Origin of the sequence: Rhodococcus sp. OK611 (assembly GCF_003050885.1) — a bacterium.
Classification (GTDB): domain Bacteria; phylum Actinomycetota; class Actinomycetes; order Mycobacteriales; family Mycobacteriaceae; genus Rhodococcus_G; species Rhodococcus_G oryzae.
In genome coordinates, this window is the sequence record NZ_QAOZ01000011.1 from 54538 (window position 1) to 74023 (window position 19486).

Annotated in this window: 19 protein-coding genes; 7 read left to right on the plus strand and 12 right to left on the minus strand. The window is 70.5% G+C overall.

Annotated elements, in window-relative coordinates:
- Positions 1-6 precede the first annotated feature (6 nt).
- On the minus strand, positions 7-930 hold the full coding sequence (gene metF / locus C8K38_RS14980) for a methylenetetrahydrofolate reductase [NAD(P)H] (RefSeq protein ID WP_257017505.1): 924 nt from the start codon (positions 928-930) through the stop codon (positions 7-9).
- Between the two features lie 133 nt (positions 931-1063).
- Here metF and C8K38_RS14985 point away from each other — a divergent pair, with 133 nt between their 5' ends.
- The 4 genes from C8K38_RS14985 to C8K38_RS15000 all read left to right on the plus strand — a co-directional run bounded on the left by C8K38_RS14985 (position 1064) and on the right by C8K38_RS15000 (position 6435).
- Positions 1064-2179, plus strand: a complete 1116-nt coding sequence (locus C8K38_RS14985; protein WP_373560259.1) for a polyprenyl synthetase family protein — start codon at positions 1064-1066, stop codon at positions 2177-2179.
- The gene (gene crtI / locus C8K38_RS14990) at positions 2179-3756 is read left to right on the plus strand and encodes a phytoene desaturase family protein (RefSeq protein WP_097212165.1); all 1578 of its coding nucleotides are present in this window, start codon (positions 2179-2181) and stop codon (positions 3754-3756) included. Before C8K38_RS14985 ends, crtI begins: the two co-directional genes overlap by 1 nt.
- A gap of 119 nt (positions 3757-3875) precedes the next feature.
- Positions 3876-5486, plus strand: coding sequence for an alpha-(1->6)-mannopyranosyltransferase A (locus C8K38_RS14995; protein ID WP_097212164.1), 1611 nt, complete (start codon positions 3876-3878; stop codon positions 5484-5486).
- A 1-nt stretch (position 5487) separates the two neighbouring features.
- On the plus strand, positions 5488-6435 hold the full coding sequence (locus tag C8K38_RS15000) for a phytoene/squalene synthase family protein (RefSeq protein ID WP_097212163.1): 948 nt from the start codon (positions 5488-5490) through the stop codon (positions 6433-6435).
- Between the two features lie 4 nt (positions 6436-6439).
- On the opposite strand, the gene C8K38_RS15005 is transcribed toward C8K38_RS15000, so the two are convergent.
- Positions 6440-7321, minus strand: a complete 882-nt coding sequence (locus tag C8K38_RS15005) for an SDR family oxidoreductase (RefSeq protein ID WP_097212162.1) — start codon at positions 7319-7321, stop codon at positions 6440-6442.
- A gap of 54 nt (positions 7322-7375) precedes the next feature.
- Entirely contained in the window at positions 7376-7744 is a 369-nt protein-coding gene (locus tag C8K38_RS15010; protein WP_077041941.1) for an Rv2175c family DNA-binding protein, read from the minus strand.
- A 168-nt stretch (positions 7745-7912) separates the two neighbouring features.
- Between C8K38_RS15010 and pknB the strand changes: the two genes are divergently transcribed.
- Positions 7913-9952, plus strand: coding sequence for a Stk1 family PASTA domain-containing Ser/Thr kinase (gene pknB, locus C8K38_RS15015; protein WP_097212161.1), 2040 nt, complete (start codon positions 7913-7915; stop codon positions 9950-9952).
- Between the two features lie 9 nt (positions 9953-9961).
- Here pknB and C8K38_RS15020 read toward each other — a convergent pair whose 3' ends face one another.
- The 4 genes from C8K38_RS15020 to C8K38_RS15035 form a co-directional block, all read right to left on the minus strand.
- Entirely contained in the window at positions 9962-10786 is an 825-nt protein-coding gene (locus C8K38_RS15020; protein WP_097212160.1) for an HAD family hydrolase, read from the minus strand.
- A gap of 66 nt (positions 10787-10852) precedes the next feature.
- Positions 10853-11611, minus strand: a complete 759-nt coding sequence (locus C8K38_RS15025; protein ID WP_097212159.1) for a VOC family protein — start codon at positions 11609-11611, stop codon at positions 10853-10855.
- Between the two features lie 135 nt (positions 11612-11746).
- The gene (locus tag C8K38_RS15030; RefSeq protein WP_077041945.1) at positions 11747-13132 is read right to left on the minus strand and encodes a class II 3-deoxy-7-phosphoheptulonate synthase; all 1386 of its coding nucleotides are present in this window, start codon (positions 13130-13132) and stop codon (positions 11747-11749) included.
- Between the two features lie 51 nt (positions 13133-13183).
- Positions 13184-13675, minus strand: a complete 492-nt coding sequence (locus tag C8K38_RS15035) for a polyadenylate-specific 3'-exoribonuclease AS (protein ID WP_097212158.1) — start codon at positions 13673-13675, stop codon at positions 13184-13186.
- A gap of 63 nt (positions 13676-13738) precedes the next feature.
- Between C8K38_RS15035 and C8K38_RS15040 the strand changes: the two genes are divergently transcribed.
- Together C8K38_RS15040 and C8K38_RS15045 are read left to right on the plus strand one after the other, a co-directional pair.
- Positions 13739-15103 carry a glycosyltransferase 87 family protein gene (locus tag C8K38_RS15040; RefSeq protein WP_373560255.1) on the plus strand — a complete coding sequence of 455 codons (1365 nt, stop codon included), beginning with the start codon at positions 13739-13741 and terminating at the stop codon, positions 15101-15103.
- A gap of 29 nt (positions 15104-15132) precedes the next feature.
- Entirely contained in the window at positions 15133-15525 is a 393-nt protein-coding gene (locus C8K38_RS15045) for a DUF4240 domain-containing protein (protein ID WP_097212157.1), read from the plus strand.
- On the opposite strand, the gene C8K38_RS15050 is transcribed toward C8K38_RS15045, so the two are convergent.
- The 5 genes from C8K38_RS15050 to C8K38_RS15070 all read right to left on the minus strand — a co-directional run bounded on the left by C8K38_RS15050 (position 15522) and on the right by C8K38_RS15070 (position 19439).
- A complete protein-coding gene (locus C8K38_RS15050; protein WP_097212156.1) occupies positions 15522-16259 on the minus strand; it encodes a lysophospholipid acyltransferase family protein in 738 nt (245 codons plus the stop codon). The two genes, C8K38_RS15045 and C8K38_RS15050, sit on opposite strands and share 4 nt — an antisense overlap.
- Positions 16260-16379: 120 nt before the next feature.
- Positions 16380-17354 (minus strand): ROK family protein, encoded by a 975-nt coding sequence (locus tag C8K38_RS15055; protein ID WP_097212155.1) that lies wholly within the window; start codon positions 17352-17354, stop codon positions 16380-16382.
- 2 nt (positions 17355-17356) lie between these two features.
- Positions 17357-17749 carry a hypothetical protein gene (locus C8K38_RS15060; protein WP_097212154.1) on the minus strand — a complete coding sequence of 131 codons (393 nt, stop codon included), beginning with the start codon at positions 17747-17749 and terminating at the stop codon, positions 17357-17359.
- Entirely contained in the window at positions 17746-19026 is a 1281-nt protein-coding gene (locus C8K38_RS15065) for an ArsA family ATPase (protein ID WP_307861344.1), read from the minus strand. The genes C8K38_RS15060 and C8K38_RS15065 overlap by 4 nt, the downstream gene beginning before the upstream one ends.
- The gene (locus C8K38_RS15070) at positions 19002-19439 is read right to left on the minus strand and encodes an SRPBCC family protein (RefSeq protein WP_097212153.1); all 438 of its coding nucleotides are present in this window, start codon (positions 19437-19439) and stop codon (positions 19002-19004) included. Before C8K38_RS15070 ends, C8K38_RS15065 begins: the two co-directional genes overlap by 25 nt.
- Positions 19440-19486: the final 47 nt, after the last annotated feature.

The window sequence follows — 19486 nt, forward strand, 5'->3', positions numbered from 1 at the left end:
GAAGCGCTACCTGACCGAGGTGGCCAGTCCGAGACGGGCCAGCACCTCGCGGGTCGCGCGGGCGAAGTTCAGCGTGATGAAGTGCAGACAGGGTGCACCCTCGGCGATCAACCGCTCGCTCATCTCGGTGGCGAGCTCGATGCCGATCTCACGGACCGCGGCGCGGTTCTCCTCGGATCCGTGGCCTGCCGCGCGATCCAGCCGCTCCGCGAGCTCGCGCGGCAGCCGCGATCCGGACAGCTCCACCATCCGCTTGACCGAGCGCAGCGACGTGATCGGCATGATCTCCGGGATGATCGGCTTGGCACCCTGCTCGGCGTCGTACCGGGACACCCGGTCACGCAGCCGCAGGTAGTCGTCGACATCGAAGAACATCTGGGTGATCGAGTACTCGGCCCCGGCACGCAGCTTGGAGACCAGGTACCTGGTGTCGTGGTCGAGGTCCGGCGCCCGGAAGTGCCCCTCGGGGAAGGACGCGACACCGACATGGAAGTCGCCGAGGTCGCGGACCAGCCGGACCAGTTCCTCGGCGTACTCGACGCCGTCGGGATGCCGGACCCACTCGCCGAGCGGATCGCCAGGCGGATCGCCGCGCAGCACCAGGATGTTGCTGATGCCGCGGTCCGCGTAGGCGCCGACCATCGCACGCAACTCGTCGACGCTGTGGCCGACGGCGGTCAGATGGGCGACCGGGAGCAGCGTGGTCTCCTCGGCGAGCGCACCGGTGACGCGCACGGTCCGGTCTCTGGTCGATCCGCCGGCCCCATAGGTCATCGAGACGAACGCGGGCTGCATCTGCTCGAACTCGCGGACCGCGCGCCACAGACGCGCCTCCGCATCGGCATCGCGCGGCGGCGAGAACTCCACCGAGAAGGGAATCCGCCCGCCGCTCGAACCGATCCGGTCCACGATCGACGGGGTCTGGGTCACCCAGCCCTCGCTTGACCGTCCCCTGACGGCATCGAATGTCACTCGACAATCATAGTGGCGGGCAGCGAGGGCGACTTCGACGGACCACTAGGGTGAGGGTGTCGATCACCTTCCCAGGGCAATTCCCGGGGCCATCACCGAGGAGGACACCCTGTCCGCCCACGCCGCCTCCCCCGAGGCCACCGAGTCGCTGCCCGCCGCCGTCGAGACGGCATTGCGCGAGTTCTTCGACAGTCGCAGGCCGATCACCGATGCCGTCGGCGGCACGTTCACCGACGCCACGACCGCGCTGGAGGCCTTCGTCCTGCGCGGCGGCAAGCGGGTCCGGCCCGCGTTCGCCTGGACGGGCTGGCTGGGCGCCGGTGGCGACCCGACCGGTCCCGACGCCGCCGCGGTGCTGCGGGCCTGCGCCGCGCTCGAGCTGGTCCAGGCGTGCGCCCTCGTGCACGACGACATCATCGACTCCTCCCGCACCCGCAGGGGCTTTCCCACCCTGCACGTCGAGTTCGCCGACCGGCACCGTTCGGGCGGATGGTCGGGCGAACCGGCGAAGTTCGGTGAATCCGTGGCCATCCTGCTCGGTGATCTCGCGCTGGCCTGGGCGGACGACATGGTCCGCGAGTCCGGGGTCGACGCCGCCGCCCAGGTCCGGCTCGGCCCGGTGTGGTCGGCGATGCGCACCGAGGTCCTCGGGGGCCAGTACCTGGACGTGAGCACCGAGGTGACCGCCGACGAGTCGGTGGCCGCGGCGCTGCGGATCAATCGCTACAAGACGGCGGCATACACGATCGAGCGACCGCTGCACCTGGGCGCCGCCCTCGCCGCGGCCGATCCGGATCTGATCGCCGCCTATCGGGAGTTCGGCACCGACATCGGCATCGCCTTCCAGCTCCGCGACGACCTGCTCGGGGTGTTCGGGGACCCGGCGGTCACCGGGAAGCCCTCCGGCGACGACCTGCGCGAGGGCAAGCGGACCGTGCTGTTCGCCGAGGCCCTGCTGCGGGCCGACGCCAGTGACCGTGGCACCGCGGACGTGCTGCGGCGCAGCATCGGCACCGATCTCACCGAGGAGCAGGTGCAGCGGCTGCGCGCGATCATCACCGATCTCGGTGCGGTGGACGAGGTCGAGCGCCGCATCGACGAGCTCACCGCCAGGGGCCTGCGCGCCCTCGACACGAGCACCGCAACGGAGTCGGCCAAGCAGAACCTGCGCGCGATGGCGCTGGCCGCCACCCGTCGTACGGCCTGATCGGCGTGGGCCTGCGCACGGTCCCGGGTCGCACCGATCACGTGGTGGTCGTCGGGGCAGGGCTGTCCGGACTGTCGGCCGCGCTGCACCTGCTTGGCACCGGCCGCGCGGTCACCCTCCTCGAACGCGATCCGTCGGTCGGTGGCCGGGTCGGCGTGTACGACGGACCCGGCTACCAGATCGACAGCGGCGCAACCGTTCTCACCATGCCGGAACTGGTCGCCGAGGCGCTGGCCGCGGTCGGGGCCGACTTCGGGTCGGTGTCCCCGCCGCTACGCCTGCACCGGCTGGACCCGGCATATCACGCGCGATTCGCGGACGGCGGGGCGATCGCCGTGCACTCGGACCCCGACGCGATGGCTGCGGAGGTCGCCCGGGCGTGCGGTCCCGACGAGGCGGGCCGCTACCTCCGGCTGCGCTCCTGGCTGGAGCGGATCTTCACGGCCGAGTTCGACCGGTTCATCGACGCGAACTTCGACTCGCCGCTCGACCTGGTCGGCTCGCGCGCTGCCCTCGCGGACCTGTCGACGCTGGTCCGGATCGGCGGCTTCGGCAGGCTCGGGCCACGCGTCGAGAAGTACCTCCGTGACCCGCGGCTGCAGCGCATCTTCACCTTCCAGTCGCTCTACGCGGGATTGAGCCCGGCGCGGGCGCTCGGCATCTACGGCGCGATCGCCCACATGGACACCTCGATGGGCGTGTACTTCCCCGACGGCGGCATGCGGGCGATCGCCGAGGCCATGGCAGGCGCCTTCACCGCCGCGGGCGGCACGCTCGCACTCGGGACCGAGGTGAGCCGGATCGACTACAGGAACGGCCGGGCGACGCGGGTGATCGCTGCCGACGGATCGGCGTTCGAGGTCGACGCCGTGGTCCTGACCGCGGACCTCGGCGGCGGGAGTGCCCTGCTGCAGCGTCGGACGTTGCCGCGGCGGCCGGTCCGGCACTCTCCCTCCGCTGTCGTGGCACACGGCACCATCCCCGCCTCCGTCGCCGCGCGCTGGACCGACTCGGGCCACCACACCATCGACTTCGGGGCGGCCTGGGAGCAGACGTTCGCCGAGATCACCGCGCGCCGCGGTCGCGGCAGGCTGATGAGCGACCCGTCGCTGCTGCTCACCCGCCCCGCGGTCACCGACCCGGGACTGCTGATCGACCGTGACGGTGTGCCGCACGAGCCACTGTCGGTGCTGGCGCCGTGCCCGAACCTGCACAGCGCCCCGCTGGACTGGGCCGCCCTCGGGCGGCCGTACGTCCGCGAGCTGCTCGTCGAGCTCGAGCGGCGCGGCTACACCGGGATCGCCGAGGGGTTCCTTGTTGACCTGATCGACACCCCGCAGACCTGGGCCGACCGCGGAATGTCCGCAGGCACCCCGTTCGCCGCCGCACACACCTTCGCGCAGACCGGACCGTTCCGGCGCGGAAACCTCGACACCGGAGCCGAGAACGTGGTGCTCGCCGGGTCCGGCACCACCCCGGGGGTCGGGGTGCCGACCGTGCTTGTCTCCGGGAAGCTCGCCGCCCAGCGGATCGCGGGCGAACTGCGTGCCAGGTCACAGACGCACCACGCGCGATAGGCGTTTCCCGCTGCGGAACACCGAACCACTAAACTAACCAGCTGTCCACGCATTCCGTCGACGGGTCCTGCCCGGCCGGACCGCAGTCAACGCACAGCCATGGGGGAAGAGCCGCACCGATGACGTCCCCACTTTCCGCTGCTGACACGCACACCGGCGACAGTAACGGCCAGGCCCCGAGTGCCGGGCGTCTCCGCGCCGTCGCCGGGTTCGCGCGCAGCGAGGCGGGACACGCCGCGATCCTCGGGCTGGTCGGCGCGTCGATGATCACCTTCGGCGGTTTCGGCTCGGGCAGCGTTCGGCGCGAGGATCCGCTCCTCGAGGCGCTGCACCTGTCCTGGCTGCGCTTCGGGCACGGCCTGATCCTGTCGACGATCCTCGTGTGGGTCGGCGTGCTGTTGATGATCGCGGCGTGGGTCCGCCTCGGCCGCTGCACGCTGCGCGGCACGACCACGCTGCACGAGCTGCGCTGGGTGGTCCCGGTGTGGACGGCCCCGCTGCTGCTGGCTGTGCCCATGTTCAGCCGGGATGCGTACTCGTACCTGGCGCAGGGCGCGCTGCTGCGGGACGGCTTCGACCCGTACGCGGTCGGCCCGGTGGCCAATCCCGGCATCCTGCTCGACAACGTGAGCATCGTCTGGACCACCACCACCGCTCCGTACGGACCGATCTTCCTACTGCTCGGCCAGGGCATCACCTCGATCACCGGCGACAACGTGATCGCCGGGACGATGCTGCTGCGGCTGACCATGCTGCCCGGTCTCGCGTTGACCATGTGGGCGGTACCGCACCTGGCCCGCCAGCTCGGCGGCAACCAGGCGACCGCGCTGTGGCTCGCGGTGCTCAACCCGCTGGTCCTGATCCACCTGATCGGCGGCGTGCACAACGAGATGCTGATGGTTGGCCTGATGACGGCCGGCATCGCGCTCGTGCTCGAGCGGCGCCACGTCGCGGGCATCGCGGTGGTCGCGGTCGGTGTCGCCATCAAGGCCACCGCCGGCGTCGCGCTGCCGTTCCTGGTCTGGATCTGGATGATCCACGAACGCGACCGCGCGGTGGCAGAAGGCCGCACCCCGCCGTCGCCGCTGGCCCTGTTCGCCAAGACCGCGGGCGCGGGGCTCGCCGTGTTCGCCGCCGTGTTCGCCGCGGCCTCGGCCATCGCGGGCGTCGGCATCGGGTGGCTCACCGCGCTGTCGGGATCGGCGAAGATCATCAACTGGCTCTCGCTGCCGACGATCATGGCGCACATCGTCACCGTCAGCACCTCCTGGTTCACCGGGCTGCGGTTGGGCCCGGTGCTGGAGGTGACCCGCGCCATCTCCGCGGTCGCGCTGGTGGTGATCCTCGTTGCGGTGTGGTGGCGCTTCCGCCGGACGCCGCGGGAGGCCGTCATGGGCATCCTGATCGCGTTGGTCGCGATCGTGGTGCTCTCCCCCGCCGCGCTGCCCTGGTACTACTCGTGGCCGCTCGCCGTCGCCGCGGGCTTCGCCCTGTCGACCACGACCTTGATGATCCTGGTCGGCCTGTCCACGTGGCTGATGCTGGTCTTCCAGCCGGACGGCAATCCCGGGCTGTACACCCTCGTGCACGTGCTGCTCGCGACCTTTGCGGCGCTCGTCGCGGCCAAGTCGCTGGTGACCGTCGATCCGCTGCGCCTGCGCTCCACGCCCGCCGTCGCCGACGCCGCGGACACCCGTTCCGGCGCCGGGGCGGCCCCCGGCCGGGACTGAGATGACGACGCTGGACGATCGTGCGGCGGCGAGCGATCTCGGAGCCGCCTACCGGTACTGCGAGCGGCTGGCGGCCGAGCACGGCCGCAGCTATGCACTCGCCACCCGGCTGCTACCCGAACACCGCAGGCCGGCCGTGTACGCGCTGTACGGATTCGCCCGCACCGTGGACGACCTCGTCGACATCGACGCCCCTGCCGGCCGTCCCGCCTCCGATTGCCTGGCCGAACTCGACAGGATCGAATCCGAGCTGACGGCCGCCGTCGCGGGCAGCCCCACCGACGACGTCCGACCGGTCGTGCTGGCGGTAGCCGACACCATCGGCCGGTACGCCATCCCGCTCGATCACTTCACCGCGTTCCTCGGGTCCATGCGTATGGACCTGCCCGGTGCGCCCGGATTTCGTGCCGTCTACGCCTCGATGGACGAGCTCCGCGGCTACATGCACGGCTCGGCCGCGGCGATCGGGAAGCAGATGCTGCCGATCCTGGGCACGGTGACGCCGCTCGCCCAGGCCGAGCCCGCGGCCGCCGCGCTCGGCGAGGCCTTCCAGCTCACCAACTTCATCCGCGACGTGGGCGAAGACCTGCGGCGCGGACGCATCTACCTGCCGACGGAGGAGCTGTCCGCATTCGGCGTGGACGGCGACCTGCTGCGCCACTGCCAGTCCACCGGGGCCACGGACCCCCGTGTCGGGCGGGCCCTCGCCCATGTCGTCGCACTGAACCGGTCCGGCTACCGCGATGCCCGGCCGGGACTGGCGATGCTCGAGCCGAGGGCGCGGCCCGCGATCACCGCAGCGTTCGACCTGTACTCCGCGATCCTCGACGAGATCGAGGCGAGCGGTTACCGGGTGCTCGACCGGCGGGCGGTGGTGCCGAGGCGGCGGCGGCTGACGCTGGTCGCGCCGCGACTGCTCGAGTCCGCGGTCGCGGCGGCCCGTAGCTGAGCGGCTACTCCTGCTCGAGCGCCTGCGTGCGGGCACTCAGCGACCGCCCAAGGCCGGCGACCTCGGCGTCCATCTGGGGCACCAGCACCGGCGCGAGCCTGCGGATGTCGCGTTCGGCGATCGGGGTCTGCACCAGCGGGCGCAGCCAGCGCAACGCGCCGACCCAGCCCGGCACGTTGATCCGGCTCGATCGCTTCTCGATCCCCGCCACGAAGCGGCTGCCACACGCCTGCACCGACGTCGTCTTCCCGAGCGGGCCGGGCAGCGCGGCGAGCATCTTGGTGAACGCGGGCAGGTCGGCCTTGGCGTCCTGGACCAGCGGGGTGTCGATCCAGGCCATGTGGGCGGAGCCGACGTCGACCCCCAGGTGGGCGACCTCGAGCCGCAGGGTGTTGGCGAAGTACTCGGCCCCCGCCTTGGACGCGTGATACGCAGCCAGCCCGGGTGAGGCGGTGTACGCCGCGAGCGACGAGACGACCAGGACGTATCCCCTGCGCTCGATGATCGAGGGCAGGGCGGCGCGCACCGTGTGGAAGACGCCGACGAGGTTCACGTCGACGACGCGCCTGAAGGTCGCCGGATCGACCGCCAGGACGGATCCATAGCTCGCGATGCCCGCGTTCGCCATCACGACGTCGATGCCACCGAACTTCTCGACCCCTTGCGCGACAGCCGATTCCATCGACGGGAGGTCGCACACGTCCGCGACGACGGTCAGCGCGCGATCGGGACCACCGAGTTCCTCGGCCAGCGCGCGCAGCGGCTCCGCGTCCAGGTCGATCAGCACGAGCCTCGCACCCTTGGCGTGCAGCCGACGGGCGACCTCCGCTCCGACACCACGCGCGCCGCCGGTGATGAGGACAACCTTGCCGTTCATGGATGTCATGGCGGAAAGCGTAGTCCCGGGAGCCCCGGCGGCGGGCTCATCGAATCGACGCGCCTAGAAGGCCATCGCCTGGGCGCGGCGAACCACCTCGCGGGCGAGGTCGGTGTGCAGCGCGTCCGCCGGGGCGCCCGGCAGGGTCTCGTCCTCGGTGAACAGCCAGCGCAGGATCTCCTCCTCGCTGTAACCGCCGTCGCGCAGGACCACGAGCAGACCGGACAGCAGCCGGACCACCTCGCCGTCCGCGGTGAAGAAGGTTGCGGGCACGCCGATGACGCCGTCGCGGCGCACGGCGACCAGCTCGCCGTCGCGGAGCATCTGGTGCACCCGGGTGACGACGATTCCGAGCAGTTTGGCCACATCCGCGAGCTGCAGCAGCTCTACCGAGGGATCGAGGACGTCGTCGCTATAAGGGATTGCACTCACATGGGTAACGGTATCGGGTCGGTGCGCGGTACCTCATGGGCGGTCCGCGCGATCGCGACCGCCGCGCCGTCGGCACCGGGCGGGCGGCCCGCTGGCTACCATCGATGCGGACATTGTCGAAACTGCTGCGGTGGATCACCGAGTAGAAGAGAAACGGGGTAAGCGCGGGTGGGGCCAGGAGATCAGGCGCTGATCGGCACACTGCTCGACCGCCGCTATCGGGTGGACTCCCCGATCGCGCGCGGCGGGATGTCGATGGTCTACCGCGGCCTCGACATGCGGCTCGACCGGCCGGTCGCGATCAAGGTCATGGACCCGAAGTTCGCACAGGACCCCCAGTTCGTCGCCCGCTTCGAGTTCGAGGCCCGCGCGGTGGCCCGGTTGACCCATCCCGGGCTGGTCGCCGTGTACGACCAGGGCGTCGACGGCGAACACGCGTTCCTGGTGATGGAGCTGGTCGCGGGCGGGACGCTGCGCGAGCTGCTGCGCGAGCGCGGCCCGATGCCGCCGCATGCCGCGGCCGCGGTCACCGGACCGGTGCTCGACGCGCTCGCGGTCGCGCACCGCGCCGGCCTGGTGCACCGCGACATCAAGCCGGAGAACGTGCTGATCTCCGACTCGGGCGAGGTCAAGATCGCCGACTTCGGTCTGGTTCGCGCGGTCGCCGGATCCAACGCCACCTCCAGCAGCGTGATCCTCGGTACCGCCGCCTACCTCTCCCCCGAGCAGGTCACCACCGGCAACGCCGACGCCCGCAGCGACGTGTACGCGACCGGCGTGTTGCTGTTCGAAATGCTCACCGGCCGAACGCCGTTCACCGGCGACACCTCGCTCTCGATCGCCTATCAGCGGATCAACGCCGACGTACCCAGCCCGGGTTCCCAGATCCAGGGGGTGCCGCCGGAGTTCGACCAGCTGGTGCTCGAGGCCACCGCCCGTGACCCCGAGGAACGATTCACGAACGCGGGCGAGATGTCGGCGGCGCTGCGTTCGGTGAGCCGGCAACTGCAGTTGCCCGCCTACCGGGTACCCGCCCCGAGACGATCCGCGCAGCACCTCAGCGCGGCCATGCAGGTCGCGGGCGCGCTGCCACCGCCCGCGGCGACCACGGCCGGACCGAACGACGCGACGACGGCACTGGCGTCGGCCGCCCCGACCGCGGTGCACCCCGGCATCCAGCACGCAGGCCCGCAGCCGACCAAGGTGGTCACCGACCTGACCGCGCGCCAGCCGGAGTTCCCGCAGTCGGAGGTGGACCCCGGCGCGACACGGCAGCACCGTCGCGACCCGGCCCAGTACGAGTTCCCCGATTTCGCGGCCGAGCGTCAGCGCTCGCGCCGCACGATCATGGTGTGGCTGCTGGTGATCCTGCTGCTCGGGGTCGCGGTCGGATTCGGCGGGTGGTGGATGGGGTCCGGCCGGTACGCGGCGGTGCCCGCCATCGACGGCCTTGACCGCGCCTCGGCGACGTCGACGATCGAGGCCGCCGGGCTGAGCGCCGAGATCCGCGGCGAGTACTCGAACAGCGCCCCGGTCGACACCCTGCTCGGCACCGATCCCGCCGCCGGGTCCCGGGTGCCGAAGGAGTCGGTGGTGGCCCTGCTGGTGTCGCTCGGCAGGCCCGCGGTCCCCGAGCTGCCCGCGGGCGGCGACCCGGATCAGGTGGACCGGGTGCTGCGCGAGCGCACCTTCGTGCCCGTCGAGGGCGGTGAGGCCTTCAGCACCAAGGTGCCCAATGGCGGTGTGGCGGCGCTGAAGCCGGGTCCGGGCACGGTGCTCGACGTCGGGTCACAGGTCCAGATGATCCGGAGCAAGGGTTCGCCGCCGGTCCGGATGCCGGACGTGCGCGGCAAATCCGCCGATGAGGCCAGGGCCGCCCTTGACGCCGTCGGGATCACCGTCGGCGAGACCCGCGAAGAGTTCGACAGCGGCGTCGACGGCGGCGATGTGATCGGTACCGACCCGTCGACCGGCACGCAGGTCGGAGCGGGATCGAGCGTCACGCTGATCGTCTCGACCGCGGTCCGGCTGCCCTCGATGCTCGGGCGCACGGTGGGCTCGGCCCGCGATGAGCTGACCGGCCTCGGCCTGGTGCCACAGATCAGGCAGGTCACCGACTCCGACCGGTCGCTGGTCCTCACCCAGAGCCCCGGACCCGGAACACGGGTCGAGGCGGGCACCACGGTGTCGCTGGTCGCGGTGCCCTGACCCGGCCGCTCACCGACCGGGCGCCCCCACGAGTTCCTCGAGGTAGCGGGCGACGCCGTCCTCGTCGTTGCCGGCCAGGACGCGGTCGGCCAGCGCCCTCACCTCCGGCAGCGCGTTCGACGGGCACAGGGCGGTCCCCGCCCACGCCAGCATCGGGACGTCGTTGATCCCGTCGCCCGCGACGGCGACCTCGTGCGCCTCGATCCCACCTGCCGAGCACAGCTCCGCGAGGGCACTGGCCTTCGACACCCCCGACGGGGCCATCTCGAGGTAGGGCGCGCCCGAATGGGTCAGTTCGACGCCGTCGACCCCTGCCGCCACAGCGGCGCGGTACAACTCCGCGCTGGACACCTCGGGGTGCCGCACCACGATCTTCACCATCGGCTCGTCCAGCGCGGGCAATAGCTCCGAGAGTGCCATCTCGTGCGGGTGCCGGTGATGATCGGCGAATTCGCACAGCGCGGCGTACTCGGGTTCGGCGACGAAACTCGTCGGTCCGACATTCGCGAACACCACCCCCGGCATGAGCGACCGCACCCGAACCATCGCCGTCGTCGCCGCATCCGTCGTGATCGACGTCGTCGCGGTGACGAGGGCACTGCCGTCCGCGAGGTCGAGAACGACCGCGCCGTTGGCACAGATCGCCCTGCCGCGAAAGCCGCAGTCGAGCGCGAGTTCGTGGACGGAATGGCGGGCTCGCGCGGTCGCCCACACGATCTCGATCCCGGACTCCCCCGCCGCCGCCATCGCCGCGGCCGTCCGGCGTGAGATCGTGCGGTCCGACCGCAGCAGGGTGCCGTCGAGATCGGTGGCGACGAGTCGAATACGAGTCACTTCCGCCATGATGCCAGCCGCAGCCCGCGCGCGGCAGGCCCGCCCATCGGGCCTGCCGCGCCCAGCTCAGTCCTGCGGGCGGAAGACCGCGAACGCGCCGCCCTGTGGGTCCGTCAGGACCGCGAACCGGCCGGTCTCGGGGATGTCGGTGCCCGGCACGTGCACGGCGCCGCCGAGACCCGTCGCCCTCTCGACCGCGGCGTCGACATCGTCCACGCCGAAGTACAGCGCCCAGTGCGGCGGAATGCCCTCCGGGAAGTCCTCACCCATCGCCATCATGCCGCCGAAGTCGGTGCCGCCGAGGCCCCACTGGGTGTAACCGTCACCCGCGGTGACCGTCCAGCCGAACACGGTGCGGTAGAACTCGATCGCCCCCGCGGTGTCCCGGGTACGCAGCTCGATCCAGCACAGCGCCCCGGTCTCGTTCAGCCTGGCCGCGCCCTGGAACTTGCGGCCCTGCCAGATCGAGATGACCGCACCCGCCGGGTCGGCGAGCACCGCGAAACGGCCCAGATCGAACACATCCATCGGCTCGGCGATCACCGAACCTCCTGCCTCCGTGGCCGCTCGCGCGGTCGCATCCACGTCGGCCACCGCGATCGAGGCCGTCCACGCGACGGGCTGGCCCTCCTGATAGAGCGGGCTGGCAGCGGCCACCGGGTCCTGATCGAGCAGCATCATCGTGTAGCCGCCCGCTTCCGGGTTCGGATCCGTCTCCGGCTTCCAGCCGAGCAGGCCGCCATAGAACTGTCCGGCCGCCGCGACATCGGTCGTGCCGAGTTCGGCCCAACACGGGGTCCCCAGCGTCGGTTCGGTGATCTTCATGATGTGTCCCTCACTGCGATGGTTGGGTACTCGATTCGATCGCACCAACCGTATCGCCGGCCACCGACACCGTCGCCAGACGCGGAGCGGCCCGCACCCGGGCAGGGTACGGGCCGCTCTGCGGAATCCGACGGCTCAGCCGCGAAGCATCTCCGCCACGAGGAAGGCCAGTTCGAGGGACTGCTGGGTGTTGAGTCGCGGGTCGCACGCGGTCTCGTAGCGGCCCGACAGGTCCAGGTCGGAAATGTCCTGCGCGCCGCCGAGGCACTCGGTGACGTTCTCGCCGGTCAGTTCGACGTGGATGCCGCCCGGGTGGGTGCCCAGTCCGTTGTGCACCTCGAAGAAGCCCTGCACCTCGTCGACGATCCGGTCGAAGTGGCGGGTCTTGTAGCCGGTGGACGCCTCATGGGTGTTGCCGTGCATCGGGTCGCACTGCCAGATCACCTGGTGACCGGTGGCCTGCACCTTCTCGATGATCGCGGGCAGCAGGTCGCGCACCTTGCCGTTGCCCATCCGCGAGATCAGGGTGAGCCGGCCGGGCTTGTTGGTCGGGTCGAGCCGCTCGACGTACTCGACCGCCATCTCGGGGGTCGTACTCGGGCCGATCTTGAGACCGATCGGGTTCGCGAGCATCTCGGCGAACGCGATGTGCGCACCGTCGAGCTGCCGGGTCCGGTCGCCGATCCACAGGAAGTGCGCCGACAGGTCGTACAGCTTCGGGTGGTCGTCGTCGTTGTCGAGCCGCAGCATCGCCCGCTCGTAGTCGAGGACGAGCGCCTCGTGGCTGGCGAAGATCTGCGCCTGGTGCAGGCTCGGATCCGTGACCCGGCATGCGTTCATGAACTGCAGGCCTCGGTCGATCTCGGCGGCGAGCGCCTCGTACCGGGCGCCGGCGGGCGACGACGCGACGAACTCCCGGTTCCAGTCGTGCACCTTGTGCAGGTCCGCCATGCCGGCACCGGTGAGCGCGCGGACGAGGTTCATCGCCGCGCTCGCGTTCGCGTACGCGCGGACCAGGCGGGACGGGTCGTGGACCCGCACCGATTCCTCGGCGACGAGCGAGTTCACCATGTCGCCCCGGTAGGACTGCAGCCCGAGCGAGTCGATGTTCGACGAACGCGGCTTGGCGTACTGGCCCGCGATCCGCGCGACCTTGACGACCGGAAGGCTCGCCCCGTAGGTGAGCACGACGGCCATCTGCAGCAGGGTGCGGATGTTGCCCTTGATGTGCGGCTCGGTGTTGTCCGCGAACGTCTCCGCGCAGTCACCGCCCTGGAGCAGGAACGCCTCGCCGCGGGCGACCTCGGCGAGGTTGTTCTGCAGCGCCTCCACCTCGCTCGCGACCGTGATCGGCGGCACGCTCTCGAGCACGGTACGCATCGCGGCGGCCCGGTCCTCGGGCCAGTTCGGCTGCTGGGCGGCGGGCTTGCTCAGCGCCTCATCGAGCTTCTGGCGCATCGCAGCGGGCAGCGGCGGGAGTTCGGGCAAGCGGTCGATCGGAACGTCGACAGTCCAGTTCACCAGTACAGGATATTCGCTCTGTCGAACGCGACACGCAAAGGGGCCGATAAGTCAGCGAATCGCGAGTGCCGCGCGGATCGCCTCGTACTTGACCAGGTTGTGCCTGGCGTCGGCCAGCGCGTCGTGCGCGTCGGCCGGAGCGGACGGCAACGCGGGCGACCCGCTGTCCTCCCAGTACTGGCGCAACTCACGGGTGAACCGCGGCAGCGAGCGCGGCAGCGCGGTCATGTCCCCCCACAACTGGCAGAGCGCGACGTGGTCGTATGCCGCGATCCAGGCCCACAGCTCCGGCGTGACCCCGGGGCGCGGAACGAGGAACTTGAGAAGGTCGTCGCGGATCTGCGCGCGCGAGCGCCACAACGGCGAGGACGGCTGCGGGAGCTTCGGCAGGACGTTGGCTCGCACCCACTTCCCCGCCTTCGTGGGGTCGAACTCGGTGGAGACGGCATAGAACTCTCTACCGTCCTCGGCGGCCACGCCGATCGAAACCAGGTCGATTGTGCGACCATCCTCGATGAACTCGCAGTCGTAGAAGTAGCGCACCCGGGCAGACTATGCCGCCCGGCACTTCCCCACGACCACCGCCCCCGACCCGAAGGACAATTGGTGCCTGGCCAGGATCAGACCGCTCCCAGCGACCACGTGAGCACCGACACACCAGAAGCCGACACAACGGCGGCACCAGCGGCGGACGACGCCGATCGAGGGCCGGTCGGCCGGGGCGCGGGTATCCGGCGCATCGTCGCCGCCCCCGCGGCCCGCGTGTGCATCCTGATCGCCGCTGCCATCGGCGTGATCTACAACCTCGTCGGGTTCCCCGGCCTGCGGCAGATCGGCAGCTACTACCGGATCGACCTCGACGTGTACCGCATCGGCGGCACCGCGCTGGCGAACGGCGTCGCGCTCTACGGTCCGATGCCGCCGACCGCACTCGGCAAGTCGCTGCCGTTCACCTATCCCCCGCTCGCCGCGATCGTGTTCAGTCCGATGTCCGCGATCAGCCTCGGCGAGGCCAGCATCGCCCTGACAGTGCTCTCCCTGCTGCTGCTCTTCGCGACCGTGGTCGTGACCCTCACCTCCATCGGCGTCCTGCCGGAACGCACCATGCTGTGGATCGCCGGGGCGGCGTTCGCCGGGGCGCTGCTGCTCGAGCCGGTGTACTCCACCCTCAACTACGGCCAGATCAACATCGTGCTGATGGCCCTGGTCGCCGCCGACTGCCTGCTCAAGAAGACGCCGTGGCCGCGCGGCGCGCTGGTCGGTCTCGTCGCTGCGGTCAAACTCACGCCCGCGGTGTTCGTGCTCTACTTCCTGCTGCGCAAGGACTTCCGGGCCGCGGTGGTCACCGCCGTGAGTTTCGTCGCAGGCAGCGCAATCGGCTTCGCGGTCTCGTTCACCGATTCCAAGCAGTATTGGACCGACACCCTCATCGACTCCAACCGGATCGGCAGGCCCGCCTATGCGGCCAACCAGTCGATCACCGGCATGCTGGCTCGGCTCGGCCTCGACCCCTCGCTGCGCACCCCGCTGTGGATCCTGGCGAGCGCGGCGGTTCTGGTCGTCACCGTGCTGGCCGCGCGCAAGGCGCTGGCCGCGGACATGCCCGCGCTCGCGCTCACCGTGACGGCGCTGTTCGGCCTCCTGGTCTCGCCGGTGTCGTGGTCACACCACTGGGTGTGGGTGGTCCCGACGCTGCTGATCCTGGGACACCTGGCATACACGCGCCGCAGCCTCGGCTGGGCGCTCTGGGTCGCGACCGGAACGGCGCTGTTCGTGGTGGCCCCGCACTGGCGACTGTCCCCCGGACGGTCCAGCGGCCTCGGCTGGCCGCTGTGGGATCAGTTCCTGGCGTCGTCGTACGTGTGGTGGGGCCTGGCGACGCTGGTGCTGGTCGCCGCGGCCGGCGTCACGGGGAGGCCGAAACGGATCGCCGCGGACGAGCTGTCGCGGGTGCCTGCCCCGGTCGCGTAGCCCGCTCGTCTGGAAGATTGGGAGAGGCCATGGCCGACGATGATCGCCACGACGGGGATTCGGACGTCGACTGGTTCTGGAACGTCATAGAGGAGGCCTCACGGAGCCGTGATCACCTTCGCGAAATTCTCGGACGACTGCCGAAGGGCGCCGTCCACAAGTTTCAAGACCTGTTCTTGGACTTCGCCGCCGAGCTACAGGACGAGCCATATCGGTCGGATCTCGGGCCCGACGAGTCTGAAGACGGCCTCGAAGACGCGGCGCACTGGGTCGTCAGCCAGGGGCGCGTGACATACGAAGCGGTCCTCGCAGGGCGTAGCCGGATGCCGGCACACGTCGACGTCGGTGATCCAGCCAACCTCGGCGGGCTCGCCTACGAGGTCTACTTTCACCGGTTCGGGGAGCCGCTGGACCTGATCTAGCTCGCCCGGGTGTCCGGGATCCGGTCGGCGGCGGGCGCGGGTGCGGGCGCCGCCGTCTCGGCGGGCTTGTTCTTGAGCGTGGCCGCGTAGATGTCGACGTACTCCTGACCGGAGAGCGCCATCAGCTTGTACATGACCTCGTCGGTGACCGCGCGCTCGACGAAGCGGTTCCCACCCATGCCGTTGAAGCGCGAGAAGTCGATCGGCTCGCCGACCTTGATCACGATCTTCGCGAAACGTGGAAAGCGCGAGCCGATCGGGTTGAGCTTGTCGGTACCGATCATCGCGACCGGGATGACCGGGACGCCGGACTGCAGCGCCATCCGCGCCATGCCGGTCTTGCCCTTGTACAACCGGCCGTCCGGGGAACGGGTGCCCTCGGGGTAGATCCCAAGCAGCTTGCCGTCGCCGAGCACCTTCATGCCCGCATTGAGCGCGTCCTGCGCAGCATCGGCGCCGGTCCGGTCGATCGGCACCTGGCCGACCGCGGAGAAGAACCACCGCTGGAATCGGCCCTTGAGTCCGGTGCCGGTGAAGTACTCGCTCTTGGCCAGGAAAGTGATCCGGCGCGGCGAGCGCAGTGGCAGGTAGAACGAGTCCATCACGGCCTGGTGATTGCTGGCGAGAATCGCCGGACCATCACTCGGAATGTGTTCGGCGCCTTCGATAGTCGGGCGCCCGAGCACCAGCAGGATCGGTCCGAGAAAAATGTATTTGACCAGCCAGTACCACATGGCACCCTTCCCGAAGTCATCCGTGCTCACGCTATGTTTCTCGTGTGATGACTGTACTCACGGCCGGTGCATGTGGTCCACCGGAGGGGCACCCCGGCCACCGGTGCCCGCGCGAGCCGGTCAGGATTCCAGTTCCGTGCGAGCGAGTTCGGCCGCACCGATCATCCCCGCCGCCTCGCCGAGCTGGGTCGGCCTGATCCGGGCCAGTGGACGATGTCCGGACCCGGTGATGAGGGTGGCGTAGTGCTCACGCGCGTCGTCGAGGAAGAGCGGCGCCGAACTGGCGACGCCACCGGCGATCACCACGAGGTCGGGGTCGTAGACATCGCTCACCATCGCGAGCCCGACGCCCAACCAGCGCGCGAACTCCGCCATCGTCGCCATCGCGACCTTGTCGCCGTCCTGTGCCGCGCCCGCCACCCGGCGACCGGTCAGGCCCCCCGGGTTCCCCGCCACCTCGCGCGCCAGGACCGTCGACTCGGCCGGATTGGCGGCCAGCAACTCGATCGCGGTGTCGACGAGGGCGGTGCCGCTGCAATACCGCTCCCAACAGCCGCGCTTGCCGCAGGCGCAGGGGCGGCCGCCGGACATCACCTGTACGTGCCCGAGCTCGGGTGCCACCCCGTGGCTACCCCGGTAGAGCTCGCCGCCGATCAGCAGTCCCGCACCGATCCCGGTCCCGATCGACATCATCAACACGTTCTGCCCGCCTGCCGCGGCGCCGAACCGGTACTCCGCCCAGGCAGCCGCATTGGCGTCGTGCTCGAGGATCACCGGCATGCCGAGGCGATCGCTGAGGTCGCGCGCGACCGGTGCGTCCACCCACGGCAGGTGCGGCGCGAAGCGCACCGTGGACCGGTCCGGGGTGATGAAGCCCGCCACCGCGAGGCCGACGCCGACGATCTCGTGCCGCCCGCAGAGCTCCCGGACCGCGCGGTCGAGCCCGTCCTCCAGCGCCTGCGCAGACCGCGGAGTCGGCGCGAACGTCGAGTCGAGCACCTGACCGTCGGCATCGACGACCGCCGCCCTGATGCTGGTTCCGCCGACGTCGATACCGATCGTGAGTGCGGTCCGACCGCCGGTGCGCGTGCCCATGGTCAACGATTGTGCTCGACCTGAACCGAGATCGGGACGAACTTCGGGCGAGCACCCTGCGCCTGCGCGCCAGGAGCGGCCGTCGATCCGTCGGGCCCACCGTCGGGGTCGGGATGCGCCCCGTGCTCGTCCAGGATCTGCCGGAGCAGTGCGAGCAGCACCGCCGCCTGCGAACCGAGCAGCGTGATCAGGTCGTGCTGCTCGCCTCGGGCCAGCGCCGCAAGCGCACACACCGGGCACCAACTGCACCCGTATGGCCCCGGCTCGCCGCCGTCGGGGTTCGCGGCGGCAGCGGCGGCCTCGGACGCCTTCTGCAGCAGCGGTTCCAGCCGATCGAACGCCGCATGTGTGAGCGCCCGCAGCTCGGCGACCAGGTCCGCGTGATCGTCGCTCACAGCGGCCAGACCTGCGGATCGGGGCGGAACCGGACGACGAGATCGCCGTCCTCGAACTGGGCGCCGACCGTGGTGCAGCGCCGGAGCACGGACGCCAGCCTGACCCTGCGCCGGACCCCTGCCGCGCCGACCACCAGGTCGTCCTCGACCCTGCCGAGGGTCAGCGTGGACGGGTCTACCAGGGGCATGCGCAGTCGCAGCGCGTACACCGATTCCACCCCCGACCCTGACTCCAGTTCCACCCTCGCCCCCGCCGAATCGTCGTCCGCGGCGGTCAGCGGATCGACCCCGGCCGGATACAGCGCATCGGCGAGCGCGGCGAGAGAGTCAAACCCTACCGGCTCGAGGGCGTTCTCGTCGGCCGTGCGGACCGGCAGCCCGCCGAGCGAGCCCGCCAGCGAATCCAGCTGCACACGCTCACGCTCCGCTCGCTCCGCATACCAGCGCAGAGCCGGATGGTCCACGCCCTTGGCCGGGACCGGATCATGTTGCGGCAGAATCCTGTTCACGATCAAGCCGTCGACTCGCACGCCGAGCACGGACATCGCCGCCGCGGTTCGCCGCGCCTCGGCCACGCCGACCGCATCCGCGGTGAGCACCATTCGCGCACAGGTGTTCTGCCGGTCGGTGAGCATCGCCCGGACCGGCAGCGTGAAGTCACTGAGACGGTCGACCAGCAGCGCGGCAATCGCCTGCCAGCGCTGCGCTCCCGGCACCGTGGCCCTGAGGTATCGGGGCCAGATCCGCTCGAGATAGTCGTGCACCATGTCCGGAACCGTCAGCAGGCGCAGCAGTTCCCCGGTCGGCGGGCAGTCGACCAGCACGGCGTCCCAGTCCCCTCCCTGCGCGAGCCGGGCCACCTCGGCCAGCCCGAGCAACTCCTCGGCACCGGGCAGTCCGGTCAGTTCCTGCGGGTCGGGCAGCGACAGCGCAGAACCGTGCTCGTGATCGGTGCCGCTGGGGATCAGGGCCGACAGCGCGACCAGTCGATCCTCGAGCAGGGTCAGGGTGTCGAGCTCGAGCGCGTCGAAGCCGTCGGCCACGGCGAGGACACCGGTACCCGCCGCTGCGGCCGCGCCCTCCAGCGCGAGCACCTCGGTCAGCGAGTGCGCGCGATCGAGCGAGATGAGCAGGACGCGGTCTCCGGTGCGCGCCAGCGCAATCGCGGTCGCGGCCGCCAGTGTCGTCTTCCCGACGCCACCCTTTCCTATGAAGAACCGGACCTGGGTGTTCGCATCGGAGCCGCGCCCGGTCAGCCTTCGACCCTCTTCTTCAATTCCTTGAGGGCGGTGTCGGTGATCGCCTTCTCGGCCTTGCGTTTGAACAGCCCGATCATCGGGATGTTCAGGTCGACGGTCAGCTCGTAGGTGACCGTGGTGGTCCCGTCCGGCTGGTCCTCGAGGGTGTACGAGCCGTCCTGCGACTTCTGGATCTCGGCGGAGGCCAGCGACCAGCGCACGGACTTTCCGTCCGGCGCCCAGTCGAAGTCGAGTTCGTAGGTGTCCTTGACCATCCCGGCATCCAGCACGAACCGGACCCGCCGCGCGCGACCGTTCGCCCCGCGGGCGAGCACCTCGACTGACTTCGCCGCAGCCACCCACTCGGGGTACGCGTCGTAATCGGCGATCACGTCCATCACCCGACCCGACGGAGCGGCGATGCTGATCGACCTCTTGGTCTTGTCGGCCATACGACCAACGCTTCCTTTCACTCCAGGACAGCCACGAAGGCACTCGA

Bases quoted from the DNA above. Each gene is read 5' to 3' on its own strand.
- C8K38_RS14995 (WP_097212164.1), top strand. From the start codon at position 3,876: ATGACGTCCCCACTTTCCGCTGCTGACACGCACACCGGCGACAGTAAC.
- C8K38_RS15000 (WP_097212163.1), top strand. From the start codon at position 5,488: ATGACGACGCTGGACGATCGTGCGGCGGCGAGCGATCTCGGAGCCGCC.
- C8K38_RS15005 (WP_097212162.1), bottom strand. From the start codon at position 7,321: ATGACATCCATGAACGGCAAGGTTGTCCTCATCACCGGCGGCGCGCGT.
- C8K38_RS15025 (WP_097212159.1), bottom strand. From the start codon at position 11,611: ATGAAGATCACCGAACCGACGCTGGGGACCCCGTGTTGGGCCGAACTC.
- C8K38_RS15045 (WP_097212157.1), top strand. From the start codon at position 15,133: ATGGCCGACGATGATCGCCACGACGGGGATTCGGACGTCGACTGGTTC.
- C8K38_RS15050 (WP_097212156.1), bottom strand. From the start codon at position 16,259: ATGTGGTACTGGCTGGTCAAATACATTTTTCTCGGACCGATCCTGCTG.
- C8K38_RS15055 (WP_097212155.1), bottom strand. From the start codon at position 17,354: ATGGGCACGCGCACCGGCGGTCGGACCGCACTCACGATCGGTATCGAC.
- C8K38_RS15070 (WP_097212153.1), bottom strand. From the start codon at position 19,439: ATGGCCGACAAGACCAAGAGGTCGATCAGCATCGCCGCTCCGTCGGGT.